This is a genomic window from Caulobacter soli, from assembly GCF_011045195.1.
Classification (GTDB): domain Bacteria; phylum Pseudomonadota; class Alphaproteobacteria; order Caulobacterales; family Caulobacteraceae; genus Caulobacter; species Caulobacter soli.
Genome location: NZ_CP049200.1, coordinates 72330 through 97903, shown reverse-complemented (window position 1 = coordinate 97903; position 25574 = coordinate 72330). Strand labels below are relative to the sequence as shown.

Sequence of the window (25574 nt, the reverse complement as noted above, 5' to 3'; positions counted from 1 at the left end):
GCGAGGCCGGGAACATGACCGCGCTCAGGATCGACGGAACGGCGATGGCCCAGTCGCTGATCGCCGAGGTGCGCGACAAGGCCAACCGTCTGGGGCGGCCGCCAGGACTGGCGGTGATCCTGGTCGGCGACGATCCGGCCAGTCACGTCTATGTCCGCAGCAAGCTCAAGCGGGCGGCCGAGGTCGGCTTCGAAAACCGCATCGCGCGGTTTTCCACCGACGTCACCGAGGCGGAGATCCTCAGCCAAGTCGCCGCCTTCAACGCCGCCGCCGACATTGACGGCATCCTGGTGCAGCTGCCGTTGCCCGATCAGGTCAACACCCTGCGGGTCATGGCGGCGATCGATCCGGACAAGGACGTCGACGGCCTGCACGCCCTGAACGCCGGCAAGGTTTCGCAGGGCGGCGTCAACGCTCTGACCCCATGCACCCCGCTGGGGTGCATGATGCTGATCAAGTCCGTCGCGCCGGACCTGACGGGCATGAACGCCGTGGTGCTGGGCAGTTCCAACATCGTCGGCAAACCGATGGCGGCGCTGCTGCTGGCCGAGCGGGCGACGGTCACGGTCGCCCATATCCATACGCGCGACACGCCATTCCTGTGCCGGGGCGCCGACATCCTGGTGACCGCGGTGGGCAAGCCGGAGCTGGTCAGGGCCGATTGGGTCAAGCCGCGCGCCATCGTCATCGACGTCGGCATCAACCGGGTGGCCACGGCCGACGGCGGCTCGCGGCTGGTCGGAGACGTCGCCTTCGACGAAGTCAGCAAGGTCGCCGGGGCCATCACGCCCGTGCCGGGCGGTGTCGGGCCGATGACCATCGCTTGCCTGATGCTCAACACGCTGATGGCCGCCCAGGCCCGACAGGGCGTGACGACCCCGTCGTGACATCCCGGCCTGGCGTGCGCGCTCGGCGCGGCCAGGCCGGATCAGGCTCGGCGGGGCGGCTGTCACGCCGATCCGGATCGCCTCCCGATCTGGAAAACTCCGGTCGCCAGGTCGCACGTTGGCCTGGCGGCCGTCCTTTTCCGGTCGACCGTTGGCGGATCTCTCCGGTCCGCCAACCCGACCCGCCTAGGCGCGACGATCAGCCGGCATGTGATCGACAAACCAGTCCACCAGACGCGTCAGATAGTCGAAGATCGCGGGCATCTGCCTTATGCCGTGACCTTCTTGAGGGTAGGTCAGCAAGGCGGATTCAACCCCTTGGCGCAGCAGGGCGTGGTGGAACTCCAGCGCCTGGCCCGGAGGCGTGTTCTTGTCGAGGGCGCCGCAGATGTTGAGCGTTGGCGTGGTGACGCGCGAAGCGTAGTGGACGGGGCTGCGCGTAAAGTATTTTCCCGACGCATTGTCGATGTCGTCGTCGAGGAACACCCCGCAGAAATAGGGGATATGACAGGTCAGATGCTCGCTGACCCAGTTGGTCACCGGCGCGACGGGCACGGCCGCGGCGAACCGCTGGTCCTGAGTGATCAGCCAAGAGGACATGTAGCCGCCATAGCTTCCGCCGGTTACGCCCAGACGTCTGGCATCGGCGAGTCCTTCGGCGACGAGATGGTCGAGGCCTGACAGAAAATCATGGGTGTCCGCGCCGCCCATGTCGCCGAACACCTGGCGCGCGAAAGCCTGTCCGCGGCCCGACGAGCCGCGGGGATTGACGTCGAGAACGGCCAAGCCGGCCGCCAGCAGGGCTTGGTGCATGAAATGCTTGCCCAGATATCGCGGCCGCAGCATCCAGACCGGCCCGCCATGGATGTTCAACACCAGTCCATGCGGCCCCTCGCCGGGCGGAGTGAGGAGCCAACCGTGAATATCGAGCCCGTCCGGCGCCCGCCAGCTCACGGACCGGGCCTGCCCCAAAGCTTCGATGTCCCGCTGCAGGGCGTCGCTTCCAAAATGACAGACCTCGCGTTCCTCGCCCGCGCGCAGGGCGATCAGGGTCGGTCGTTCGAACCAGCCTTCGCGCAGGAAAAGACAGTCCGCGGGGTCGGAGCCCAGAGGGAAGACCTCCGGAAAACGCAGGCCGCCGGGCGTGGTGTCGCGCCCGATCCAAAGCGTCCGGGTCGCCTCGACGAGGCGGTCGTGCAGGAGGATGAGATTCTCAGGGCCTCTCAGGGCGGTCAGCAGCAGATGATCTTCTCCCCGCCAGGCGGTGGAGGTCACATCGCCGCCCTCGGCGCCGGGACGGCGGACAACGCCGGACTGGACGTCGATCAGCCGCAGGTCGCCCGCGACGATCGTACGGTCGCTGCAGACGGCCTCGACGACGGCGACGCGCAAGCCCGAGGGCGCGGCCGACAGCCACCCCAACTGATCGGACGGCGCCAGCAGGGTCCGCGCCGCCCGCCCGTCGAGCGGGAAATGACGCAAGTCGGCCCGATACCAGGCCTCCTCCCCGGGCGCGTCCGAACAGATCGCCACGAAGGCCTCTTGCCCGCACCACGTCGCTTCCCAGATGTTGACGCCGTCGGGCGAGACGCGGACGGCCTTGCCTGTCGTCAGATCGTAGACCCAGGCGCTGCGCCAGCTGCCCGCGGCCACGCCGCTCTCGATCTCCGGCATCCAATCGGCCTTGTCGGCCTGCGGCTGAGCCACCGAGAAGCCGCCCTGGGCGCCGGCCAGATCGGCCTCCAGGCCCGCGACGCCCAACAGCAGCCGCCGGCCGTCGGCCGACCAGTGAAGATACTCGACAAAGCCCTGAATTCCGCCGATCGCCCGCTCCACGCCGGTGCGCAGGTCCAGGATGTAGGGCTGGAAGAGGAAGGGCTGATCTCGGTCCGAGAGAAAGGCGATGGCCCCGCCGTCGGGGGACCATCGGGGCGAGCGGTCCGAATTGGGCCCGTGCGTTAGAACCATCGTCGCGCCGTCTTCGAGATCGATCTGGACGATCCGGGTCGAAGGCATGCCGCGCAGGGCGTCGCAGACGACCGCCGTGCCGACGGCCACATCGCCCACGGGCGAAACCGCCGCGTCGAGCAGTTCGGCGATGACCCCCTGGCCGGGTCTTAGCCACTTGCTGAAGCGCTGCTCGATATCGGCAAATCGCGGCGTGTCGCGAACGTCGGGTTTCATCTCAACTCCCATGCGCGGCCGACGAGCGGCGTCGCCGCTCGTCGGCCAGGTTCTGAACGGTCAAAGGCCCGGCCGACATCCGATCGCCGACCGGGTCTGGATCAAGGCGCGGGCGGCGTCAGGCCCAGGCATTGCATGGCGAAGGCGAGCCATTCGGTGTTCTCCTCGATCTGGATGTCCTTGGGCGTGGCCCACCCATGGCCGACGTTTTCCCAGATATGAACGAGGATCGGCGCGTCGCCGCCCTGAGCGGCCTGCAGCCGCGCGGCGAACTTGCGCGCGTGCCACGGCGGGCAGCGCGGATCGGTGTCGCCCGCGTCGATGAAGACCGCCGGATAGGTCACGCCCTTCTTCACCAGGTGATAGGGCGAGAAGCTGGCCATGCGGCGCACCTCGTCCGCGTCGTCGGGATCGCCAAACTCGAACGCGATCACGTAGCGGCCATAGGCGTCGCGCATCGCGCCGATGACATCAAAGAGCGGAACCCGCGGAATGGCGACGCGCCAAAGGTGCGGCCGCTGGGTGATCGCCACGCCGGCCAGCAACCCGCCGTTGGATCCGCCGGTCACGCCCAGAAGCTGAGGCGTCGTCCTGTCGCTGGCGATCAGGTCCTCGGCGATGGCGTAGAGATCCAGATAGCCGTTGTGCTTGTTCTTCAAGCTCCCGCCGCGCCACCAGTCCAGGCCCAGCTCGCCGCCGCCGCGGAGATGCCCGTGGACGTAGACGCCGCCCGCGGCGACGAAGGCGGCCATCGGGCCTGGAAACTGGGGAAGCCAGGGGGCGTTGAACCCGCCATAGGCGTAGATCAGGGTCGGTTGCGGCTTGGTGACGTCAACACTGGCCAGCCGCACGGTATGGTAGGGCACCCGGCTCCCGTCGGCCGATATCGCCCAATGGTCCTCGATCACGGCGTTCTCGATCGTGACGTCGGGCGCCTTGACCGTTTCGACATGATCGGCCCCGGGCTTGTGCAGGTAGACGCCCCAGGCGCTGGTGAGGGTGGAAAAGCCAAACAGGAACTGATCCGACGCGGTCACCCCGAACACATGCATGATCAGGAACGGCAGTTCCGAAATAGCCCCCTTGCCCGGCAGGGGCACCTGGCCCACCGGCGCGCCGTCCAGGGTGACGATGCTGACGCGGGCGTAGGTGTCGACGAATTCGTTCACATAGAGATGCTCGCCGACCAGCTTGAGGCTGCGCACCACCGATTCGGATTCGGGAACCAGGACCTCCCAGGTGGCCGGATCGTTCGGCGTGGGGCTGTCCAGAGGGATGGCCACGACCCTGCCGCGCGCCGCGCCCACATCGGTGGCCGCGATGTAGCGGTCGCCCACCACCAGTCCGGCCACGGTGCCCTCAAGCTTGGAGACGAAGGGCCGCCAGCCGCCGGATGGGTCGGAGAGATCCAGCAGGGCCGCTGGAGCGGGGCTGCCAAGGCGATAGTGGAGGACCGCCCAGCGGCCGCAGCGCGAGACGGTGACGCCCCGATATTCCTGGGAGTCCGCCGGCAGCGGCACCTGGATCGGCTCGGCCGCGGCAGCGCCAAGACGGTGAAGGAAGACTTGCTGGCGAAAGGCGTGCTTGGGGCCGGTCAATCCGGTGAAATAGAACCCGCTGGAATCGCCCAGCCACTGCACGCCGCCCAGCCAGCTGTCCATCAGCAGCTCGGTCGGAGCGTCGCCGCGCAAGGTCGCGGTATCGACGTCGATCAGGCGTATGGTGTTGTTTTCACTGCCGTCGGCGCAGACGCCCACGGCCAGAACCTTGCCGTCGGGCGAGGGGGCGATCCACGAGACGAACGGCGGGGATTGCGGATTTTCCCAACGCGGATCGAACACGATCCGGCCCTCGCCCAGAAGCGTGTCGGCGACGAGCACGCAAGCCTGGGTCGTCCCCGCGGGCGCCTCGGTGCGGAACCACAGGCCGTTGGCCTCGCGGGGCGGCGCGCCAAAGCGCGAACCAAGATAGCGGCCGACGCTCTGCTTGAGCGCGTCATAGTGCGGCCAGGCGCGGACATGATCGCTGGCGAGCGTCGCCTGGGCGCGCTGCCAATCGCGGACCTCCTGGGTGTCTTCCTCCAGCCAATGGTAGGGATCCTGAAAGACGACGCCGCAGCGCTCGTCGGTCGCGGAGGTCGTGCGGGTCGACGGATAATCGATGCGCGTCATGTGAAAGCTCCCATCCTGTGATCGACATGGGATCGAGGGCGGCGAACCGGCGTCCGTCATTGCCCCCGCGTCTCTCCCACGACGTTTGATACATTTGTGTATTGAGATCCGCGCCCGCGCAAGATACTTCGATCAGGCTCAGCGCGGACAGCACCTGAGCGTGCGAACTCCGGCGCCTTCTCGCCGCGGGCGAGGCGGCAATTGCCGACTTGCGAAATACAGAACTGTATGGAATTGTCATCAAAGCTTAAGCGGCAAGCCTGCTCGGGACGAACCGGCGAGGCGCAGCACGGGCCGCGCGGGGAGACATCATGATGCTTAAGGAAAAGTCCAGATCGACGACAACGCCGGGCATGGGAAGGCTCCTGCGCCGAGCCCTGTGCGTGTCCTCGTTCGTGCTGCTGAGCGCCGGCGCGCCGGCGCTCGCCCAGACCGGCCCGACGCTGGCCGACTACCAGGCCGCGGCGAAACTGATGCCGACGCGCCTGCTGGCCGCGGTCAAGAACGGCAAGCCGAGCGTGCACTGGATCGGCGACACTCAGTGGGCCTGGTATCAGCGTGACGCGGCCGCCGGCTCGGAGTTCCTCCTGGTCGACGCCGCCAGCGGCAAGAGCGAACCGGCCTTCGACGCCGCCGCCGTGGCCGCCGCCCTGACCAAGGCTGGCGAGACCGCCGCCGCCTCCGGCCTGCCGGTCGCCGATCTGCAGTTCAGCCCTGACCGCCGCACAGTCACCATCACCACCAAGGCCCACGTCCTGACCTGGGACCGGACGACGCAGACCGGCGCGGCCGTCCCGGCCAAGCCGCCGGCGGCGCGCTTCAACGAGAGCCTTTCGCCCGACGGCCGCTGGGCCGCTTTCCGCAAGGCCGACAACCTGTGGATCCGCGACGTCCAGACCGGGGCCGAGCGCGCCCTGACCGACGATGGCGCGCCCTATCTCAGCTATGGCAAGCTGTCGGACGCCAGCCTGATGGCCGTCCGCATTCAGCGCTACGGCATGCAGCTGCCGCCGATCGGCCTGATCTGGTCGCCGGATTCCAGCCGCCTGCTGGTCCCGCGCATCGACGAACGCGCCGTGCGCGCCTATCCCTATCTGCAGTCGGTGCCCGACAAGGGCATGGCGCCGGTAGCCTACGCCATTCGCCGCGCCCAGCTCGGCGACGTCAACCAGACCATCACGGAAAACTTCGTGATCGACGTGGCGACGGGCGCCAAGCGCAAGGTCGAGGTCCCCACCGCGCTGATCGTCGGCGTGCAGGACGGCGCGGACTGGTGGTCGAGCGATCAATCCAAGATCTTCGCCCTGGGCAGCACGTCCGACAACAAGACGCTCTCGTTGCTCGAAATCGACGCGGCCAGCGGAGCGGTTCGCACGATCATCGACGAGCCCACCGCGCGCACCTATTCCCAGACCAATGTCGCCATCTATAACGGCCCGAACGTGCGCGTTCTTGGCGGCGGCAAGGAAGTCGTCTGGTTCTCCGAGCGCGACGGCTATGGCCATCTCTATCTCTATGACGGGGCCGGGCGTCTTAAGCGTCTGCTCACCCCCGGTCCGTCGGTGGTGTTCGATGTCATCGCCGTCGATGAAAAGCGCCGCGAGCTCTATTACACTGGCAGCGTGAAGGCCGGGGAGGGCAATCCCTATGAGCGGATGCTCTATCGCGTCTCGCTCGATCGCGGCGCGCCCGTGCGCCTGACCCCGCCGGGTCTGGACCACGCGGTCGCCGCCGCGCCGAGCCGTCTGTTCGCCATGCTGATGGGCGCGCAGGTGTCGCCGTCCTCGGTGTCGAGCAACTTCCAGTATTTCGTCGACACCGCCTCGACGGTCGGCAAGGCGCCAGTCAGCGTCATTCGCTCGACGCGCGACGGACGCGAGGTCACGCGTCTGGCGACGGCCGACACGACCGCGCTGGACGCCCTGGGTTACGTCCCGCCCGAACCCTTCACGGTCAAGGCCGCGGACGGCAAGACCGATCTCTACGGCGTGATCTACTGGCCGCCCAACCGCAAGTCCGGCCAACGCATCCCGGTGGTCGACGGCATCTATAACGGTCCCCAGGTCTCGGCCGTGCCCCACAACTTCCTGGGCGCGTTCAACACCGCGGCCACCGCGCCCGCCGCCCTGGCCCGGCTCGGCTTCGCCGTCTTCGTGCTCGACGCGCGCGGCACGGCCGGACGCGACAAGGCGTTCCACGACAGCGTCTACGGGGCTTTCGCCGACGCGGGCATCCCCGATCATATCGCCGCGATGAAGCAGCTGGCCGAGCGCAACCCCGAACTGGACCTGTCGCGGGTCGGGATCTACGGCGCGTCGTTCGGCGGCTACTATTCGGCCAATGCCGTGCTGCGTCACCCCGAGGCCTTCCACGCCGCCTTCTCGGTGGCCGGGCCCTACCAGATGCCGGCGCTCTACAGCAACGCCCTGGAGGTCTACCAAGGCAAACCCGTCTACGCCCCCGGGGCGACGCCGGGCGAGGCGGTGCCGACCAACTACGCCGACACCGACCTGACCAAACTGGCCCCCAACCTGAAGGGCGCCTTGACCCTCGCCGCGGGCGACGTCGACGAAAACGCCCCGCCGGCCCAAACCCTGGCCCTGGCCGACGCCCTGGCCAAGGCCAACAAGGAGTTCGACCTGATCATCATGCCCAACCACGTCCACGCCGAGATGTGGGATCCCTACGTCGTTCAGCGGATGTGGAACTTCTTCGTCCGCAATCTGCAAAGCGGCTCGCCGCCCAAGGACTTCTCGATCACCGCCGCGAAATAGCCGCCGCGGGTTCCTGGTCCGGCCCTACGCGGCTGGCCAGGAACGCAACGGCGCCTGACGACGATCTGAACATCTTCCGCTTACGACGACCTGTCGTTGTCGCGCCGTGACCGGGTGCGACAACGACAGATTCGTCTTGCGGCGCGGCGACACCTCCGCGGGAGGACGCCTTTGAAGGCGGCGCACGCCCCGGCCAAGAGCGCCCCACGACTCCATCGAACAGGACAGGATGAATGCATCTCACGGCGGCTTCAATTTGTGAGGCGCTCGGCTCCCAGCCCAAGGCCGCGGCGCGCGATCGCGGTCGGCGTGCAACGAGGGCCGGAGCGTGAACCAGCAGCTTCGCGGCGCTCCGGCCGCCGGCGTCAAATCGGTTCTCGAGGAACTCGATCGGCGTCGCGAAGAGGCCCGGGCCGGTGGCGGCGAGAAGCGGGTGGCCGCCCAGCACGCCAAGGGCAAGCTGACCGCGCGCGAGCGGATTGACCTGCTGCTGGACGAGGACAGCTTCGAGGAGTTCGACATGTTCGTCGAGCACCGCGGCGTCGAGTTCGGCATGGCCGAGCAGAAGATCTCCGGCGACGGCGTCGTCACCGGCTGGGGCACCATCAACGGCAAGGTGGTCTACGTCTTCTCCAAGGACTTCACGGTGTTCGGCGGCTCGCTGAGCGGGGCCCACGCGGCCAAGATCGTCAAGGTCCAGCGCCAGGCCATGAAGGTCGGCGCGCCGATCATCGGCCTGTTCGACGCGGGCGGCGCCCGCATCCAGGAGGGCGTCGACAGCCTGGCCGGCTATGCCGACATCTTCTTGGAAAACGTCATGGCCTCGGGCGTGGTGCCGCAGATCAGCGTGATCATGGGGCCCTGCGCCGGCGGCGACGTCTATTCGCCGGCCATGACCGACTTCATCTTCATGGTGAAGGACACCAGCTACATGTTCGTGACGGGGCCCGACGTGGTCAAGACCGTCACCAACGAGGTGGTCACCGCCGAGGAACTGGGCGGGGCCCGGGTGCATGCCTCCAAGTCCGGCGTGGCCGAGGGGGCGTTCGAGAACGACCTGGAGGCCCTGACCCAGGTCAGGCGGCTGATCGACTTCCTGCCGTCCTCCAATCGAGAGACCGCGCCGGAGCGCGAGAGCTTCGACGAGGCCTACCGGGCCGAGCCCAGCCTGGACAGCCTGATCCCCAGCGATCCGGGCAAGCCCTACGACATGAAGGAACTGATCCTGAAGATCGTCGACGAGGCCGACTTCTTCGAGATCTCCAGCGAGTGGGCCAAGAACATCGTCTGCGGCTTCGCCCGCATGGACGGCGAGAGCGTCGGCATCGTCGCCAACCAGCCTCAGGTGCTGGCCGGCGTTCTGGACATCGACAGCTCGCGCAAGGCCGCCCGCTTCGTGCGGTTCTGCGACGCCTTCAACATCCCGATCATCACGCTGGTGGACGTGCCGGGCTTCATGCCGGGCACCAAGCAGGAGTACGGCGGTTTGATCAAACACGGCGCCAAGCTGCTCTTCGCCTACGCCGAGGCCACCGTGCCGAAGATCACCCTGATCACCCGCAAGGCCTATGGCGGGGCCTATGACGTGATGAGCTCCAAGCACCTGCGCGGCGACTTCAACTACGCCTGGCCCACCGCTGAGATCGCGGTGATGGGGGCCAAGGGCGCGGTCGAGATCATCTTCCGCCAGGAGGCCAAGGACCCCGAGGCCCTGGCCGCTCGTGAGGCCGAGTACAAGGACTGCTTCGCCAACCCGTTCGTCGCGGCCTCGCGCGGCTATATCGACGACGTGATCATGCCGCACGGCACCCGCAAGCGCGTCGTCCGGGCGTTGAAGAGCTTGAAGGGCAAGGAACTCTCCAACCCCTGGAAGAAGCACGACAACATCCCGCTATGACCGCGCCGAAGCCCCCCTCCATGCCGCTCGAAGACGCGATGGCCGTGCTCCAGCGCGGATTTGACGGCGGCCTGCCGCCGCGGTCCCGCCATCAACAGATCGCCTGGCGCGTGGGCCGTTGGCTGCGCGAGCAAGGCGCCGCGCGGCCCGCGTCCCTGCATCGCGCCGACGACGGGGTCATGATTGTCAATGGTCAGATCCTCGTCGTCGACGCCGAAGGCCAGATCCAAAATCTCTCGACCACGCGCCGCGTCGTCCGCACGCCCCTGGTCAACTGGGAGCCCCTGTGATGTTCAAGAAGCTGCTCATCGCCAACCGGGGCGAAATCGCGGTGCGGGTGATCAAGACCTGCCGCCGGTTGGGCATCAAGACCGTCGTGGTCTATTCCGACGCCGATGCCGACAGCCTGGCCGTCGAGATGGCCGACGAGACCGTCCACATCGGTCCCGCGCCCGCCAACCAGTCCTACCTGGTGGCCGACAAGATCATCGCGGCCTGCAAATCGACCGGCGCCGAGGCCGTGCATCCGGGCTTCGGCTTCCTCTCCGAGAACGCCGGCTTCGCTCAGCGTTGCGCTGACGAGGGCGTGGTGTTCATCGGCCCCAACCCCGGCGCGATCTCGGCGATGGGCGACAAGATCGAGAGCAAGAAGTTCGCCGAGAAGGCCGGCGTGTCCTGCGTGCCCGGCCATATCGGCGAGATCGACGACACGGCCCACGCGGTGACGATTTCCGAGCAGGTCGGCTATCCGGTCATGATCAAGGCCAGCGCCGGCGGCGGCGGCAAGGGCATCCGCGTGGCCTGGAATCGCCAGGACGTCGAGGAAGGCTTCCCGGCCGTGCGGGCCGAGGCCAAGGCCAGCTTCGGCGACGACCGCATCTTCATCGAGAAGTTCATCGAAAGCCCGCGCCACATCGAGATCCAGGTGCTGGGCGACAAGCACGGCAATGTCGTCCACCTGTTCGAGCGCGAATGCTCGATCCAGCGCCGCAACCAGAAGGTCATCGAGGAGGCCCCGAGCCCGCTGCTCGACGAGGCCACCCGCGCCGCCATGGGCGCCCAGGCCGTGGCCCTGGCCAAGGCCGTGAACTACGACAGCGCCGGCACGGTCGAATTCGTGGCCGGCCAGGACAAGAGCTTCTTCTTCCTGGAGATGAACACCCGCCTGCAGGTCGAGCATCCGGTCACCGAGCTGATCACCGGCCTGGACCTGGTCGAGCAGATGATCCGCTCGGCCTGGGGCGAGAAACTGGCCTTCGAACAGCAGGACCTGAAGATCAACGGCTGGGCCATCGAGAGCCGCATCTACGCCGAGGACCCCTACCGCAAGTTCCTGCCGTCGATCGGACGTCTCGTCCGCTACGACCCGCCGGAAGAGGGCCAGCACGAGGGCTACACCGTCCGCAACGACGCCGGGGTGCGCGAGGGCGACGAGATCTCGATGTACTACGACCCCATGATCTCCAAGCTCTGCACCTGGGCGCCGACCCGCCTGGCGGCGATCGACGGCATGGGCCGGGCGCTGGAGGACTTCCACATCGAGGGCCTGGGCCAGAACATCCCGTTCCTGGCCGCCGTGATGGACCAGGCGCGTTATCGCTCGGGCGTCATCTCGACCAACTACATCAAGGACGAGTTCGCCGACGGCTTCAAAGGCGTTGAGCCGACGCCCGAGCAGGTCGACGTGCTGACCGCCGTCGGCGCGGCCATGCAGCGGGTCTATGCCGCCCGGGCGCGGTCGACCGAGGCGGGGCTGAGCAATCCGATCCGCACCGAATGGGTCGTGGCCGTCGGTCACGCCAAGCGGCGGGTCCGGCTGTCGGGCGGCGCGTCGCTGGGCGAGGCGCCGTTGAGCGTCGAACTGCTGGGCGAAGGACGAACGATCAGCCTGGAGACCCTCGATTGGCGTCCTGGCAAGCCGGTGTTCAAGGGCAAGCTCGACGGCAAGGCCTTCACCGTCCAGGTGACCCCGGCCGCCGAGGGCTTCGTGATCCGCCACCGGGCCGCCAAGGCCAAGGTGCTGGTCCTGACCCCGCGTTCGGCCGAGCTGCACGACAAGCTGCCCGAGAAGCAGGCGGCCGACACCTCCAAGCTGGTGCTCTCGCCGATGCCGGGCCTGGTGGTCAGCATGGACGTCGTCACCGGCCAGCAGGTCCGCGAGGGCGAGGTCGTCTGCGTGCTCGAGGCCATGAAGATGCAGAACATCATCCGCGCCGAGCGTGACGGCGTGGTCAAGGCCGTCAACGCCAAGGGCGGCGATCCCGTCGCGGCGGATGAAGTGCTGGTCGAGTTCGCCCGATGAGGAACGGCCCTGCCTTGACGCCCGGTGTCCCGACCAGCCTGGTTCCGATCGCGGAGCTGGCCCGCCGGCTGAACGTGACGCCGCGCACCCTGCGCCACTACCAGGATCAGGGCCTGATCCGTTCGCGCCGCATCGCCCACAACACCCGGGCCTACGACGCCGACACCGTGGCGACCATCGAGACCATTGTCGCCCTGCGCGACATCGATCTGCCGATCGCCAGGATCCGCGCCATTCTCCTCTTACAGAAGCAGCCCCAGGCCCAGGCTGAGGCCCTGCGCGTCGCGCTGCTTGACGTCCAGGCCGACCGACAGCGCCAGATCGCCAGGATCGACGCCATGCTGCGGGTCTTGCCCCCGCCGGCGACCGATCAAGCGTGCGGTCCGCCCCCAAGTCCCGTCGACGAGCCGCGCCAGAACGCCGCTTCCGGCGCCGACGCCAGCCCGTTGCCGCCATCGACCCGGTTCAGGTTCGTCAGGCCCAAGGCGCTTGTGGAGCCGGCGTGATGGATCAAGACCTGCCGATCCCCGGTCCTCGCACCAAGGCCGCCTTGGCCCTGCTGGAACGTCATCGTCGACGCGGCGTCCAACCGCTTCAACGACCCCAAACCCAGCCGCGTCCGATGACGGTCCAATCGCCCCTTGGCCCCCGGGACCCGGCCCCCAGGACCGGGCCCGCGTGCTCGACCATCAGTGAGGTCAGCCGACAACTGGGCCTGACCCTGCGGACCATCCGGCTCTACGAGGACATGGGCCTGATCGAATGCGAGCGCGGTTACAAGAACATGCGCATCCTGACCGCGTCCACCCAGGCGAAGCTCGGGACGATCGTCGAGCTCAAGCGGTTGGGCCTGGCGATTTCCGAAATCGTCGTGCTGTTGGCCGACGACGGCGGGCCCTCACCGGAGATACGGAGCCGGCTGGAAGCTCGGCTATTGAGCCTGGATCAGCAGCGCGATGCGATCGTCAGCTATCTTTCCCGCCTGAAGGCCTAGACCATGACCGATGATCAGCCCCGCCACGACTGGACGCTTCCCCAGGTGGAAGCCCTGTTCGACCTGCCCTTCATGGAGCTGGTGTTTCAGGCCGCGACCGTGCACCGGGCCTGGTTCGACCCTTCGGAAGTGCAGCTGTCGCAGCTGCTGTCGGTCAAGACCGGCGGCTGCGCCGAGAACTGCGGCTATTGCAGCCAGTCGGCCCACTTCAAGACCGGCCTGAAGGCCGAGAAGCTGCTGGACGCCGACGTGGTGATCGCCAAGGCCCGCGAGGCCCGCGACGGCGGAGCCCAGCGCTTCTGCATGGGCGCGGCCTGGCGCGAACTGAAGGACCGCGACCTGCCCAAGCTGGCGGCGATGATCGGCGGCGTGAAGGCCCTGGGCCTGGAGACCTGCGCCACCCTGGGCATGCTGACGCCCGAGCAGGCCAAGTCGCTGAAGGACGCCGGCCTGGACTACTACAACCACAACCTCGACACCGGCCCGGAATACTACGGCGACGTGGTCACAACCCGCACCTACCAGGAGCGGCTCGACACCCTGGCCTATGTCCGCGACGCGGGCATGAGCACCTGCTGCGGCGGCATCGTCGGCATGGGCGAGACCCGCCGCGACCGCGCCAGCCTGCTGCACCAGCTGGCCACCCTGCCCAGCCATCCCGACAGCCTGCCGGTCAACGCCCTGGTCCCCGTCGCGGGCACGCCGCTGGGCGACAAGGTCAAGCGCGAGGGCGAAATCGACGGCCTGGAGTTCGTGCGCACCGTGGCCGTGGCCCGGATCGTCTGCCCCAAGTCGATGGTCCGCCTGTCGGCCGGTCGCGACGACATGAGCCGCGAGCTGCAGGCCCTGTGTTTCATGGCCGGCGCCAACTCGATCTTCGTCGGCGGCAAGCTGCTGACCACGCCTCTGCCCGGCCAGGACGAGGACAGCGCTCTCTTCCAGGACCTGGACCTGCGGCCCATGCGGGCGGCAGGTCCGGTCGACCAAAAGCTGCGAAGCGTCGAGCTCATGGGGATCGCCTGACGGGCGAACAGCTTGCCTAGGCCGCGGTGTCGCCGAGCAAAGGCGCGGTCCGCGACAGGAAGCTCTTCAGGACGAAGCTGGATTGGATGTGGGCGATCCCCTCCATCTCGGTCAGCCGATCCAGAAGGTCGCGATAGTGCGCCAGATCACGCACGAAGGCGTGCAGCATGTAGTCCTGGCTGCCGCTCATCAGATAGCCGCCCATCACCTCCGGGAGGATCGAGACGGCGGCCTCGAACCGGGCCAGGACGTCGCGGACCTGGCGTTCCAGCGTCACCGAGACAAACACCGGGATCTCGCCGATCAGCCGCGTTTCATCCAGGCGCGCGGCGTAGCCCTTGATGATCCCTTCCTCCTCCATCAGACGCACGCGGCGCAGGGTCGGGCTCGTCGACAGGCCCACCTCGTCGGCCAGTTCGCTCCAGGCGATGCGTCCGTCCCGGCTCAGCGCCTTGAGAATGCGCAGGTCGATCGGATCGAGTTTTCGGCGTGTGGTCATATCCGCTCGTTTATCGAAAAATCGTGGTGGAATCCACCAAAACCCTTCGCGATACAGAGGTGTATTTGGTCGATATCTCATCCTCTTTTCGGCTATTTTCCGCCGATAGGGAGCAAGAGCATGACCGCGGAACGGATCACCAGCCTGGACGCGATTTACAACGCGGAGAGCGGTCCCACCTTCATGACCGGCATCCAGGCCCTGGTGCGTCTGCCGATGATGCAGCGCCGGCTGGACCGTTCGATGGGTCTGAACACCGGCGGGCTGGTGTCGGGTTATCGCGGCTCGCCCCTGGGCGCCTATGACCAACAATTGTGGAAGGCCCAGAAGCATCTGGCGGCCCACGACGTGGTGTTCCAGCCGGGCCTCAACGAGGATCTGGCCGCCACCGCCCTGTGGGGCGCCCAGATGCACAAGGCCTTCGGGCCGGCCAAGGTCGATGGCGTGTTCGGCATCTGGTACGGCAAGGGCAACGGGGTCGACCGGACGGGCGATGCGTTTCGCATGGCCAACATGACCGGGACGTCGGGACTGGGCGGCGTGCTCGCCGTTGGGGGCGATGACCACGCCGCCCAGTCATCCATCTTTCCCCATCAGACCGACGGCATCTTCCAGGCGGTGCTGATGCCGGTGCTGCAGCCGGCCGACGTGTCGGAGATCCTGACCCTGGGCCTGGCGGGCATCGCCCTGTCGCGGTTCAGCGGCCTGTGGGTGGGCATGAAGACCATCGCCGAGGTGGTCGAAAGCGCCGCCTCGTTCGAGCTGCCGGACGCCTATCCCCGTTTCATTCGCCCCGATCACCTGGTCCCGGCCCACGGCCTGAACTGGGATCCGGGCCTTGCCTGGCCGGGCCAGCGCGCCGAGTATGAGCGCCGGGCCATCGAGGAGCGCCTGCCCGCCGCGATCGGCTGGGCGGCGGCCAACGGCCTGGACCGCCCGATCCTGGCCAGCCGCCGCAAGCGCCTGTGCGTCGTCACCGTCGGCAAGGCCCACCAGGATCTGATGCAGGCCCTGACCGACCTGGGCGTGGGCGCGCAGGAGGCCGAGGCCCTGGGCCTGTCGGTCTACAAGGTGGCGATGAGCTGGCCCCTGGCCGTCGAACCCCTGCTGGCCTTCGCCGACGGCGCCCAGGAAATCCTCGTCGTCGAGGAAAAGAACCCGACGGTCGAGGATCAGATCAAGGCGGCGCTGTTCAACCGCAACGCCGCGCGGACCCGGGTGACCGGCAAGACCGACGACGCCGGCGCCCAACTGTTGCCGGTCATTTCGGAATTCACCCCCGACATGGTGGCCACGGCCCTGGTCAGCCGCCTGAAGGGCGAGGATCCTGTCGGCCTGGTCGACCGCCTGGCGCGGCTGACGACCCGGCGGTCGAGCGGAAAGGTCATCGCCTTCCCGGCGCGCCAGCCGTTCTTCTGCTCGGGCTGCCCGCACAACAGCTCGACCAAGACCCCAGACGGCTCGATCTCCGGCGGCGGCATCGGCTGCCACGTGATGGCCGTCTCCCAACCGCTGCTGAAGACCTCGACCATCAGCCAGATGGGCGGGGAGGGCATGCAATGGCTGGGCGCGGCGCCGTTCTCCACGACCGGCCACATCTTCCAGAACCTGGGCGACGGCACCTATCAGCACAGCGGCCTGCTGGCGATCCGCGCGGCGATCGCCGGCAAGGCCAACATCACCTACAAGATCCTCTACAACGACGCGGTGGCCATGACCGGCGGCCAGGTGGCCGAAGGCTCGCCAACGCCCGAGAAAATCATCGCCCAGCTGCTGGCCGAGGGCGTGGGCCAGGTCCGTCTGGTCAGCGACGACCCGGGCAAGTGGCGCCAGGCCGGCACGGTTCCCGCCGGCGTGCGCATCCAGCATCGCGACGAGATGGACGCCCTGCAGCGCGAGATGCGCCAGATTCCGGGCGTCACCGCCATCGTCTACGAGCAGACCTGCGCGGCCGAGAAGCGTCGCCGTCGCAAGCGCGGCGACTTCCCCGACCCGGACATGCGCCTGTTCATCAACCCGCGGGTCTGCGAGGGCTGCGGCGATTGCTCGGTTCAGTCCAACTGCATCGCCGTCGAGCCGCTGGAGACCGCGTTCGGCCGCAAGCGCAAGATCAACCAGTCCAGCTGCAACAAGGACTTTTCCTGCGTCAAAGGCTTTTGCCCCAGCTTCGTCGAAGTCGCCGCGCCCAGGCTGCGCAAGCCCGACGGCGCACGGATCAAGGCCTTCGAGATTGAACGCTTCGGCGCGCTGCCCGAACCCTCTGTCCCAACGCCGCAAGGGGTCTACAACATCTATGTCGCCGGGATCGGCGGTCTTGGCGTGCTGACGGTCGGCGCTCTGTTGGGCACGGCCGCGCACCTGGACGGCGCGGCCGCCACGGTGCTGGACTTCACCGGCCTGGCCCAAAAGAACGGGGCGGTCGTCAGCCAGGTGCGCATCGCCTCGGGCAGCGACGCCATTCACGCCGTGCGCATCGGGGCCGGTGAAGTCGACCTGCTGCTGGGCGCCGACAGCGTGGTGGCCGCCAGCCCCGACGCCCTGGTCAAGTTTGGCGAGGGACGCGGCGCCATCGTTCTCAACGGCGACGAGACCCCGACCGCCGACGGGGTCACCAACCGCGACGCGGCCCTGCCCAGCGCGCGGATGATCGAGACCCTGCTGGGCCGGGCCGGCGACAAGGGCTTCCTGGTCAGCGCCACCCGCATCGCCGAGGGCCTGTTTGGCAACAACGTCGCGGCCAACACCTTCCTGGTCGGCTACGCTTGGCAGAAGGGCCTTGTCCCGGTCTCGGCCCGAGCCTTCGAACGGGCCATCGAGGCCAACGGCGCGGCGGTCGAGTTGAACAAGCGCGCCTTCGCCTGGGGGCGCATGGCCGCCGTCGACCTGGCCGCCGTCGAGACGATGGCGGGTCTTGCCGCCGCCGCGCCGGTCGCCAAGCCCGCCGACGAAGCGATCGACGCGCTGATCGCCCGCCGGGTCGCCGACCTGACCGCCTACCAGGACGCCGCCTACGCCGAGCGCTACCGGACGCTGGTCGCGCGCGCCCAGGCCGCCGCCGCGCCGTTGAGCGTCAAGGGCGAGGCCTTCGTGCGGGCCGTCGCGGTCAACGCCTATCGGCTGATGGCCTACAAGGACGAGTACGAGGTGGCGCGGCTCTATGCCGAGCCGGCCTTCCGAGAGGCGCTCGAGGCGCAGTTCTCCGGAGTCGGCAAGCTGTCGGTCTGGCTGGCCCCGCCGATCCTGTCGCGCGTCGACCCTGTCACCGGCCGTCCGGCCAAACGCAAGTTCGGCCCGTGGATCTTCAAGGCCTTCGGCCTGCTGGCGGCGATGAAGGGCTTGCGCGGGACCTGGGCCGACCCCTTCGGCGCCACCGCCGAGCGCCGGGCCGAGCGAGCGCTGGCGCGGGAGTACGCCGCGACCATCGGCCAGCTCTGCGCCCGTCTCGACCAGGTCGGCCTGAGCACCGCCACCGCCCTGGCCCAGTTGCCGGACATGGTGCGCGGCTACGGACCGGTGAAGGAGGAGGCCATGAAGCTCTACGCCGAACGTCGCGCCAAGCTGATCCAGGCCTGCGCCCTGTCGGTTCCACCCGTCACCCGAGTCGCCTGACCATGCTGCTGACCGATACTCAACAGGCCCTGCGCGACGCTGTCGGCAGCTTCGCGCAAGCGGAGATTCGTCCGCACAGCGCCGCCTTCGAACAGGCTGGCGGCTATCCGCCGCAATTGCTGCGGGCGTTGGCGGAATTGGGTCTGATGGGCTTTGTCGTCCCGGAGTCCGAAGGCGGCGTCGGCGCCGACTATGTCTCCTACGCCCTGGCCCTGATCGAACTGGCGGCCGCCGACGGAGCCCTGTCGACGATCGTCTCGATCCAGAACAGCCTGATCGTCGGCGGCCTGCTCAAGGACGGCGACGCCGCCCAAAAGGCCCGCTTCTTGCCCGACCTGATCGCCGGCCGGACGATCGGGGCCTTCGCCCTGACCGAAGCCGACGCCGGCTCCGACGCTTCGGCGATCCGCACGCGCGCGGTCAGGACGGAGGGCGGCTACCGTCTGACCGGGTCCAAGCAGTTCATCACCTCGGGCAAGATCGCGGGTCTCGCCATGGTCTTCGCCGTCACCGATCCGGCCGCCGGCAAGCGCGGCATCACCGCCTTCCTGGTCCCCACCGATCGGCCCGGCTATGGCGTCGACAAGGTCGAGCACAAGCTAGGGCAGGGGGCCTCGGACACTTGCGCCATCCGCTTCGACGATCTTTTCCTGGAAGAGGACCTGCGGCTGGGCGGGGAGGGCGAGGGCTATCGCATCGCCCTGTCCAATCTGGAAGCCGGCCGCATCGGCATCGCCGCCCAGAGCGTGGGCATGGCGCGTGCGGCGCTGGAGATCGCCGTCGGCTACGCCAAGGAGCGCAAGACCTTCGGCAAGGCGATCATCGACCACCAGGCCGTGGGCTTCCGTCTGGCCGACCTGGCCACCCGTCTGGAGGCCGCGCGGCAACTGGTGTTGTCGGCCGCCGCCTTGAAGGACGCCGGCGAGCCCTGCCTGACCCAGGCTTCGATGGCCAAGCTGTTCGCCTCCGAGACGGCCGAGGCCGTGGTGTCGGGCGCGATTCAGACCCTGGGCGGCTACGGCTATCTGGAGGAGTTCGGCCTGGCCAAGATCTATCGCGATGTCCGGGTCTGCCAGATCTATGAGGGCGCCTCCGACATCCAGCGCCTGGTCATCGCCCGCGCGCTCTAAGGAGACCCTCATGTCCGATCCCATCGTCATCTCCAGCTTCGCCCGCACGCCCATGGGGGCTTTCCAGGGCGCCTTTTCCGGTTTGAGCGCCGTCGACCTGGGGGCCGCGGCCGTGCGCGCCGCCGTGGCGCGGTCGGGCGCCGACCCGGCCGCGGTCGAGCGCATCTATATGGGCTGCGTGCTGCCGGCCGCCCTGGGCCAGGCCCCGGCTCGCCAAGCGGCCCTGGCCGCCGGCCTGCCGCGCAGCGTCGAGGCCACCACCGTCAACAAGATGTGCGGCAGCGGCATGCAGGCGGCGATCATGGCCGGCGAGGCCCTGACCAGCGGCGCGGTCGATCTGATCGTGGCCGGCGGCATGGAGAGCATGACCAACGCCCCCTACGCCCTGCCCAAACACCGCTCGGGGGCGCGCATCGGCCATGACCGGATCATCGACACGATGATGATGGACGGGCTGGAAGACGCCTATGAGCCCGGTCGGCCGATGGGGGCCTTCGCCGAAGCCACGGCCGCGGCCTACCGGTTCAGCCGCGCCGACCAGGACGCCTATGCGCTGGAGACCCTGACGCGGGCGACGCGGGCCATTTCCAGCGGCACGTTCGACGCCGAGATCGTCCCGGTCAGCGTCAAGACGCGCGGCGGCGAGATCCTGGTCTCCCAGGACGAGCAGCCGGGCAAGATCGATCCGGCCAAGGCGCCGGGCCTGCGGCCCGCCTTCGCCAAGGACGGCACGATCACCGCGGCGACCTCGGCCTCGATCTCCGACGGCGCGGCCGCCCTGGTGCTGACCCGCCAGAGCGTGGCGCAGCGCCTGGGCCTGGCCCAGGCCGCCCGCATCGTCGCCACCGCCGCCCACGCCCACGAGCCGGCGCTGTTCACGACCGCGCCGGTGTTCGCCATCCGCAAGGCGCTGGTCAAGGCCGGCTGGCACATCCAGGACGTCGATCTGTTCGAGGTCAACGAGGCCTTCGCGGTCGTGGCGATGATCGCCATGCGGGATCTCGGCGTCGATCACGCGCGCCTCAACGTCAACGGCGGGGCCACGGCCCTGGGACACCCGATCGGCGCTTCGGGCGCGCGAGTGCTGGCCACCCTGGTCGCGGCGCTGCAGGCCCGGGGCCTCAAGCGCGGAGTCGCGGCCCTGTGCATCGGCGGCGGCGAGGCGACCGCCGTGGCGCTGGAACTGATCTAGGAACCACGACCCATGAATATCCAAGGAACATCGGCGATCGTCACCGGCGCCGCCTCGGGCCTCGGGGCCGCCACGGCCCGCCTGCTGGCCCGCCGCGGCGCCAAGGTCGCCGTCTTCGACCCCAACGCCGCCGAGGGCCAGGCCGTCGCCGACGAGATCGGCGGGCTCTACCACCCTGTCGACGTCACCGATGAGGCCAGCGTCGAGGCCGGGCTGGACGCCGCCCAGGCCGCGCATGGCCCGGCGCGCATCCTGGTCAATTGCGCGGGGGTCGCCCCGGCCATCAAGACAGTCGGCCGCGAGGCCAAGCCCCATCCGATCGACGCCTTTCGCAAGGCGATCGAGATCAACCTGGTCGGCACCTTCCTGGTCCTATCGCGCTTTTCCGCACGCCTGCAGGCCGCCGAGCCGGTGGGCGAGGAGCGGGGCGTGATCGTCAACACCGCCTCGATCGCCGCCTTCGACGGCCAGATCGGACAGGCCGCCTACGCCGCGTCCAAGGCCGGCGTCGCGGGCCTGACCCTGCCGGTGGCGCGCGAGCTGGCCGCCTCCAGGATCCGGGTGATGACGATCGCGCCGGGCCTGTTCTGGACCCCGATGCTGGCGGGCCTGCCGCAGGCGGCCCAGGACTCCCTGGGTCAGAAGGCCCCGCACCCCAATCGCCTGGGCCAGCCTGGCGAATACGCCCAGCTGGTCGAGGCCATCATCACCAACCCCATGCTCAACGGCGAGACCATTCGGCTCGACGCCGCCCTGCGCATGGCGCCCCGCTAGGTCCGCCGCCTCTCAACCGCCGAGATTGAAGCCATGTTCACCACCCTGCCGCACCCTCGCGCGACGCCCGCCGACCTCCGCGCGGCCCTGCTGGAAAACCCCGGTTTCGGCAAGGTGTTCACCGACCACATGGTGACCCTTCGCTGGACCTCCGATCAGGGCTGGCACGACGGCCAGGTGCGCGCGCGCGAGCCCTTCATGCTCGATCCGGCGGCGGCCGTGCTGCACTACGCCCAGGAAGTCTTCGAGGGCATGAAGGCCTACAAGACCGCCGACGGCGGCGTGGCCCTGTTCCGTCCCGCCGAGAACGCGCGGCGTTTCGCCCGGTCGGCCGAGCGGCTGGCCATGCCCGCGGTGCCCCAAGCCCTGTTCCTTCAGGCGGTCGAGGCGCTGGTGAAGATCGACGCCGACTGGATTCCAGGAGGGGAGGGCAGCCTCTACCTGCGGCCGTTCATGTTCGCCAGCGAAGCCTTTCTGGGCGTGCGGCCGGCGGAGGCATACACCTTCTGCGTCATCGCCTGCCCGGTGGGGGCCTATTTCAAGGGCGGGGCCAAGGCCATCACCCTCTGGGTCTCCGACGACTACACCCGCGCCGCGCCGGGAGGCACCGGCGACGCCAAGTGCGGCGGCAACTACGCCGGCAGCCTGATCGCCCAGGCCGAGGCGACCCGAAACGGCTGCGATCAGGTGGTCTTCCTCGACGCGGCCGAACATCGCTGGGTCGAGGAATTGGGCGGCATGAACATCTTCTTCGTGTTCGACGAGGTGCTGGTCACCCCGCCGCTCAGCGGCGCGATCCTGCCGGGGATCACCCGCGCCTCGATCATCGCCCTGGCCCAGGACGCCGGTCTTCGCGTCGAGGAGCGGCCCTACGGGTTCGACAGCTGGCGGGCCGACGCGGCCAGCGGACGGCTGCGCGAGGTCTTCGCCTGCGGCACGGCCGCGGTCGTCGCGGCCGTCGGCGAGGTGCGTCACGCCGGCGGAGCCTTCCCCATCGGTGACCGGACCGACGGCCCGATCACGCGCCGCCTGCGCGAGCAGCTCGTCGCCATCCAGCGCGGCGCGGCCCCCGATCCCCACGCCTGGCTGCACCCGGTCACGGCCTCTTAGCCGCCGGCGGCGGTCTCACTTCAGCGGAAACGACACCATGCTCGAACAAATCCCCTCCCAGACGCACGAGGCGGTCTATCGCGCGGACCGTCCCGACCTTGGCGTGACCTTCTTCATAGCCCTTCACTCCACACGCCTGGGCCCGGCGTTCGGCGGCGCTCGGATGTGGCGATACCAGACCGAGGCCGACGCCCTCTCCGACGCCCTGCGTCTCTCCGAGGGCATGACCTACAAGAACGCCATGGCCGAACTCGACGTGGGCGGCGGCAAATCCGTCCTGTGGCTTCGCGAACCGGGCAAGGCGTCGCGCGCGGCGATCTTCACGGCCTTTGGCGACATTCTTGAGGAGCTCGGCGGGCGGTACATCTCGGCCGAGGACGTGGGCACCTCCGTCGCCGACATGCAGGTCGTCCGGACGCGCACGCGCCACATCGCGGGCCTGCCGCCGGCCGAAGGCCGCGCGGGCGGAGATCCGTCGCCCTGGACGGCCCTGGGCGTGTTTTGCGCGATGCAGGCGGTCCTCGACGATGCCGGACGTCCTTGGCGCGGCGTGAAGGTCGCGGTGCAGGGATTGGGCGCGGTCGGCGGGCGTCTATGCGGGCTGTTGGCCGAGGCCGGGGCGGACCTGATCGTCAGCGACGTGTCGGGCGACCGCGCCATGGAGGTCGCCGAGCGCTATAGCGCGGTGATGGTCGATCCGAGCCTGATCCTGCGCGCGCCCGTCGACATTCTGGCGCCCTGCGCGCTTGGCGGGATCCTCAACCCGCAAACCATCCCCGACCTCAACGCGCAATATGTGGTGGGCGCCGCCAACAACCAGCTGGCCACGCCGGAAGACGGCGACCAGCTGGCGCAGCGTGGCGTTCTCTACGTTCCGGACTACGTGGCCAACGCTGGCGGGATCATTTGCGCCGTGGAGGAATTTCGCGGGCGCAACGCCGATCGGGTGGACGAAAAAGTGCGCGTGATCGGACCGCGGGTCGGCGACATCCTGCGTCTGGCCGACCAGCAGGGCAGGGCGCCGTTCCGCGTCGCCCAGGCCATGGTCGACGACATCCTGGCCGCCCCGGTCCTGGCCAGGGTCGAGGCGTGAGCCAGCGCGCCGCGTCCAGGTCGCCCCCCGATCGCCCGGCGGTCGCGGCGCCCTTGACGCGCGCGCGAAACCTGGCGGCCATGCGAGATCTGGCGCGCGGCGTTCCTACCCGCTCGCTGCTGACCTTGCTGGCGCGTCTTGAAGGCGCGCCCTGGCCGACGGGCGAGCAATTGGCCGCCGCCCTTGGCGTGTCGCGGAAAGCCGCCGCCAACGCCATGGCCCTTCTGCGCCAGAGCGGCGTTCTGCGCACCGAGATGCTGACGCGACCCGGCGAGGACGCCTGCGAATGCGTCGCCTATGTGCGGGGGCGAATGGTCGATGCCGCCGCTTTGGGCGAGTTCGAAGGCCGCCTGACCCGCGACCGGTCGGTCATGGTCGTCGCCCAGATCGCCGGGGCGCACGACTATCGCATCGAGGCCGTGCATCCAGATGTCGCAACCGCCCAGGCCTGGTTTCGAAGCCTGCTGACGGACAAGGCGGTGGGCCAGGGCGAATTGCGGTTTACCCGGACGGTGCTCAGACGCATCGCCACGGCCGCCGCCATACTGGGGTCGAAGCCCGGCGGCGATCCAGAGGCCTGAACCATCCGCGCCTAGGCGGACGCCGTATATCGTCGTCGGCGAGCCAGAACCCGCCGAGCTTGCAGCAGGTGAGGCGCATCCAGCATCTGGCCGTCGAGGGCGAGCGCGCCCACGCCGGGATTGGCTTCGAAAAGCGCGACGATCCGTTCGGCGCGCGCCAGCTCGACCTCGGTCGGCGTGAACGCGGCGTTGATCGGCCCCACCTGAGACGGGTGGATCGCCATCATGCCGACGAAGCCGTCCCGGCGGCCGCGCGCGAGATAGGCGCCCAGGCCGTCCAGATCTCGAAAATCGGGATAGACTGTTTCGACGGCCGGGACCTGGGCGTGGGCGGCCCCAGCCAGGCAGAGGCTGCGGGCCAAATCATAGAGCGGGGTATAAGCCCCGTTCTCGGCGCGGGCGCTGACCGCGCCGATCGCCGCGGCCAAGTCCTCCGCGCCCCAGGTCAGGCCCGCCAGTCTGGCGGTGGATGCGCCGTAGGTGTGAAGGTTGAAGATCGACAACGGGGTTTCGGTCGCGATGGGCAGCACGGCCGTGCGATCCTCGAACATTCCGACATCGCGTTCCAGGAGGTTGAGCAGATCGTCCAGGACCAGAAGGTCCTCGGCGCCGTCGATCTTTGGCAGCACGACGCCATGGGGCCGTTCCGCCAGGATCGAGGCCAAGTCGCCCTCCGCCAGGCCCGTCTTGAGGGGGTTGATCCGAACCCACAGCTGGGGCCCCGCAGCCCGCGCGCCCTGGGATCGGAGAAAGCCGGCGACCTGGTCGCGGGCGTCGATCTTGGCGGGGGGAGCCACGGAGTCCTCAAGATCCAGGATCAGGGCGTCCGCCTCGGAGGACAGAGCCTTGGCCATCTTGGCGGGGCTGTCGCCGGGCACGAAGAGCCAGGAACGCGGGGTCATGCGGCGCGCCGCTTCAACATGGCCGTGCGGGTGCAACGGCACACCAGTTCGTCACGCTGATTGAGAGCACGGTGTTCGAACACCACCACCCCAGCCTGCGGCCGCGAGCGGCTGGGCCGAAGCGCCAGGACCGTCGTCTCGACCCGCAACGTGTCGCCGATGAACACCGGCTTGGGCATGACGACCGCGTCATAGCCCAGATTGGCCACCAAGGTCCCCAAGGTGGTGTCGCCCACCGAAATGCCGATCATCAGCCCGAAGGTGTAGATCCCATTGACCAGGATCTGGCCAAACTCGCTGGCCTCGGCCGCCTCCGCGTCCAGGTGCAGGGGCTGGGTGTTGTGGGTGAGGGTCGTGACCAGCAGGTTGTCGGTCTGCGTGACCGTGCGCCGCAAATCGTGAACCACCGTGTCGTCCACGGCCCACTCATCGAAATATCGTCCAGCCAATCG

Annotated in this window: 20 protein-coding genes; 15 read left to right on the top strand and 5 right to left on the bottom strand. The window is 68.6% G+C overall.

All coding sequences use genetic code 11. The features are described from left to right. Positions 1 to 14 precede the first annotated feature (14 nt). The gene (locus G3M62_RS24970; protein ID WP_165191514.1) at positions 15 to 887 is read left to right on the top strand and encodes a bifunctional 5,10-methylenetetrahydrofolate dehydrogenase/5,10-methenyltetrahydrofolate cyclohydrolase; all 873 of its coding nucleotides are present in this window, start codon (positions 15 to 17) and stop codon (positions 885 to 887) included. A gap of 186 nt (positions 888 to 1073) precedes the next feature. Here G3M62_RS24970 and G3M62_RS24965 read toward each other — a convergent pair whose 3' ends face one another. Then, the gene (locus G3M62_RS24965; protein ID WP_165191513.1) at positions 1074 to 3071 is read right to left on the bottom strand and encodes a S9 family peptidase; all 1998 of its coding nucleotides are present in this window, start codon (positions 3069 to 3071) and stop codon (positions 1074 to 1076) included. Positions 3072 to 3172: 101 nt separating this feature from the next. After that, positions 3173 to 5242: a prolyl oligopeptidase family serine peptidase gene (locus G3M62_RS24960; protein WP_165191512.1), complete on the bottom strand. Its 2070-nt coding sequence runs from the start codon at positions 5240 to 5242 to the stop codon at positions 3173 to 3175. A 311-nt stretch (positions 5243 to 5553) separates the two neighbouring features. Between G3M62_RS24960 and G3M62_RS24955 the strand changes: the two genes are divergently transcribed. The 7 genes from G3M62_RS24955 (at position 5554) to bioB (ending at position 14232) form a co-directional block, all read left to right on the top strand. Next, positions 5554 to 8016, top strand: a complete 2463-nt coding sequence (locus G3M62_RS24955; RefSeq protein WP_165191511.1) for a S9 family peptidase — start codon at positions 5554 to 5556, stop codon at positions 8014 to 8016. A 328-nt stretch (positions 8017 to 8344) separates the two neighbouring features. Further along, positions 8345 to 9913 carry an acyl-CoA carboxylase subunit beta gene (locus G3M62_RS24950; protein WP_165191510.1) on the top strand — a complete coding sequence of 523 codons (1569 nt, stop codon included), beginning with the start codon at positions 8345 to 8347 and terminating at the stop codon, positions 9911 to 9913. Between the two features lie 20 nt (positions 9914 to 9933). Next, positions 9934 to 10203, top strand: coding sequence for a hypothetical protein (locus G3M62_RS24945; RefSeq protein ID WP_165191509.1), 270 nt, complete (start codon positions 9934 to 9936; stop codon positions 10201 to 10203). Then, the gene (locus G3M62_RS24940) at positions 10203 to 12215 is read left to right on the top strand and encodes an acetyl-CoA carboxylase biotin carboxylase subunit (protein WP_165191508.1); all 2013 of its coding nucleotides are present in this window, start codon (positions 10203 to 10205) and stop codon (positions 12213 to 12215) included. The genes G3M62_RS24945 and G3M62_RS24940 overlap by 1 nt, the downstream gene beginning before the upstream one ends. A 14-nt stretch (positions 12216 to 12229) precedes the next feature. Next, positions 12230 to 12721 (top strand): MerR family transcriptional regulator, encoded by a 492-nt coding sequence (locus G3M62_RS24935; RefSeq protein WP_165191507.1) that lies wholly within the window; start codon positions 12230 to 12232, stop codon positions 12719 to 12721. After that, positions 12721 to 13209: a MerR family transcriptional regulator gene (locus G3M62_RS24930; RefSeq protein WP_165191506.1), complete on the top strand. Its 489-nt coding sequence runs from the start codon at positions 12721 to 12723 to the stop codon at positions 13207 to 13209. The genes G3M62_RS24935 and G3M62_RS24930 overlap by 1 nt, the downstream gene beginning before the upstream one ends. A 3-nt stretch (positions 13210 to 13212) precedes the next feature. Beyond that, positions 13213 to 14232, top strand: coding sequence for a biotin synthase BioB (gene bioB / locus G3M62_RS24925; RefSeq protein ID WP_165191505.1), 1020 nt, complete (start codon positions 13213 to 13215; stop codon positions 14230 to 14232). A gap of 16 nt (positions 14233 to 14248) precedes the next feature. Here the strand turns inward: bioB and G3M62_RS24920 are convergent, their stop codons facing one another. Continuing rightward, on the bottom strand, positions 14249 to 14731 hold the full coding sequence (locus tag G3M62_RS24920) for an Lrp/AsnC family transcriptional regulator (protein WP_165191504.1): 483 nt from the start codon (positions 14729 to 14731) through the stop codon (positions 14249 to 14251). A gap of 105 nt (positions 14732 to 14836) precedes the next feature. On the opposite strand from G3M62_RS24920, the gene G3M62_RS24915 reads away from it, so the two are divergent. The 7 genes from G3M62_RS24915 (at position 14837) to G3M62_RS24885 (ending at position 24220) form a co-directional block, all read left to right on the top strand. Continuing rightward, a complete protein-coding gene (locus G3M62_RS24915) occupies positions 14837 to 18340 on the top strand; it encodes an indolepyruvate ferredoxin oxidoreductase family protein (RefSeq protein ID WP_425483868.1) in 3504 nt (1167 codons plus the stop codon). A gap of 2 nt (positions 18341 to 18342) precedes the next feature. Then, positions 18343 to 19470: an acyl-CoA dehydrogenase family protein gene (locus G3M62_RS24910; protein ID WP_165191502.1), complete on the top strand. Its 1128-nt coding sequence runs from the start codon at positions 18343 to 18345 to the stop codon at positions 19468 to 19470. A gap of 10 nt (positions 19471 to 19480) precedes the next feature. After that, positions 19481 to 20662, top strand: coding sequence for an acetyl-CoA C-acyltransferase (locus G3M62_RS24905; RefSeq protein ID WP_165191501.1), 1182 nt, complete (start codon positions 19481 to 19483; stop codon positions 20660 to 20662). Positions 20663 to 20674: 12 nt separating this feature from the next. Continuing rightward, positions 20675 to 21436 carry an SDR family NAD(P)-dependent oxidoreductase gene (locus G3M62_RS24900; protein WP_165191500.1) on the top strand — a complete coding sequence of 254 codons (762 nt, stop codon included), beginning with the start codon at positions 20675 to 20677 and terminating at the stop codon, positions 21434 to 21436. Positions 21437 to 21469: 33 nt separating this feature from the next. Further along, complete coding sequence (locus G3M62_RS24895; RefSeq protein WP_165191499.1) at positions 21470 to 22546, top strand: branched-chain amino acid aminotransferase; 1077 nt, start codon at positions 21470 to 21472, stop codon at positions 22544 to 22546. 37 nt (positions 22547 to 22583) lie between these two features. Continuing rightward, positions 22584 to 23639 carry a Glu/Leu/Phe/Val dehydrogenase family protein gene (locus tag G3M62_RS24890; RefSeq protein ID WP_165191498.1) on the top strand — a complete coding sequence of 352 codons (1056 nt, stop codon included), beginning with the start codon at positions 22584 to 22586 and terminating at the stop codon, positions 23637 to 23639. 80 nt (positions 23640 to 23719) lie between these two features. Next, the gene (locus G3M62_RS24885; protein WP_165191497.1) at positions 23720 to 24220 is read left to right on the top strand and encodes an HTH domain-containing protein; all 501 of its coding nucleotides are present in this window, start codon (positions 23720 to 23722) and stop codon (positions 24218 to 24220) included. Positions 24221 to 24231: 11 nt separating this feature from the next. Here G3M62_RS24885 and G3M62_RS24880 read toward each other — a convergent pair whose 3' ends face one another. Both G3M62_RS24880 and G3M62_RS24875 read right to left on the bottom strand, forming a co-directional pair. After that, on the bottom strand, positions 24232 to 25122 hold the full coding sequence (locus G3M62_RS24880) for an HpcH/HpaI aldolase/citrate lyase family protein (protein ID WP_165191496.1): 891 nt from the start codon (positions 25120 to 25122) through the stop codon (positions 24232 to 24234). Next, positions 25119 to 25571: a MaoC family dehydratase gene (locus G3M62_RS24875; RefSeq protein ID WP_165191495.1), complete on the bottom strand. Its 453-nt coding sequence runs from the start codon at positions 25569 to 25571 to the stop codon at positions 25119 to 25121. The genes G3M62_RS24880 and G3M62_RS24875 overlap by 4 nt, the downstream gene beginning before the upstream one ends. Between the last annotated feature and the right edge of the window lie 3 nt (positions 25572 to 25574).

Coding starts and splice junctions, on each gene's coding strand:
- G3M62_RS24910 (WP_165191502.1), top strand. CDS start 18,343: ATGCTGCTGACCGATACTCAACAGGCCCTGCGCGACGCTGTCGGCAGC.
- G3M62_RS24970 (WP_165191514.1), top strand. CDS start 15: ATGACCGCGCTCAGGATCGACGGAACGGCGATGGCCCAGTCGCTGATC.
- G3M62_RS24945 (WP_165191509.1), top strand. CDS start 9,934: ATGCCGCTCGAAGACGCGATGGCCGTGCTCCAGCGCGGATTTGACGGC.
- G3M62_RS24920 (WP_165191504.1), bottom strand. CDS start 14,731: ATGACCACACGCCGAAAACTCGATCCGATCGACCTGCGCATTCTCAAG.
- G3M62_RS24930 (WP_165191506.1), top strand. CDS start 12,721: ATGGATCAAGACCTGCCGATCCCCGGTCCTCGCACCAAGGCCGCCTTG.
- G3M62_RS24900 (WP_165191500.1), top strand. CDS start 20,675: ATGAATATCCAAGGAACATCGGCGATCGTCACCGGCGCCGCCTCGGGC.
- G3M62_RS24965 (WP_165191513.1), bottom strand. CDS start 3,071: ATGAAACCCGACGTTCGCGACACGCCGCGATTTGCCGATATCGAGCAG.
- G3M62_RS24890 (WP_165191498.1), top strand. CDS start 22,584: ATGCTCGAACAAATCCCCTCCCAGACGCACGAGGCGGTCTATCGCGCG.
- G3M62_RS24880 (WP_165191496.1), bottom strand. CDS start 25,122: ATGACCCCGCGTTCCTGGCTCTTCGTGCCCGGCGACAGCCCCGCCAAG.
- G3M62_RS24940 (WP_165191508.1), top strand. CDS start 10,203: ATGTTCAAGAAGCTGCTCATCGCCAACCGGGGCGAAATCGCGGTGCGG.
- G3M62_RS24905 (WP_165191501.1), top strand. CDS start 19,481: ATGTCCGATCCCATCGTCATCTCCAGCTTCGCCCGCACGCCCATGGGG.
- G3M62_RS24960 (WP_165191512.1), bottom strand. CDS start 5,242: ATGACGCGCATCGATTATCCGTCGACCCGCACGACCTCCGCGACCGAC.
- G3M62_RS24895 (WP_165191499.1), top strand. CDS start 21,470: ATGTTCACCACCCTGCCGCACCCTCGCGCGACGCCCGCCGACCTCCGC.
- G3M62_RS24885 (WP_165191497.1), top strand. CDS start 23,720: ATGCGAGATCTGGCGCGCGGCGTTCCTACCCGCTCGCTGCTGACCTTG.
- bioB (WP_165191505.1), top strand. CDS start 13,213: ATGACCGATGATCAGCCCCGCCACGACTGGACGCTTCCCCAGGTGGAA.
- G3M62_RS24955 (WP_165191511.1), top strand. CDS start 5,554: ATGATGCTTAAGGAAAAGTCCAGATCGACGACAACGCCGGGCATGGGA.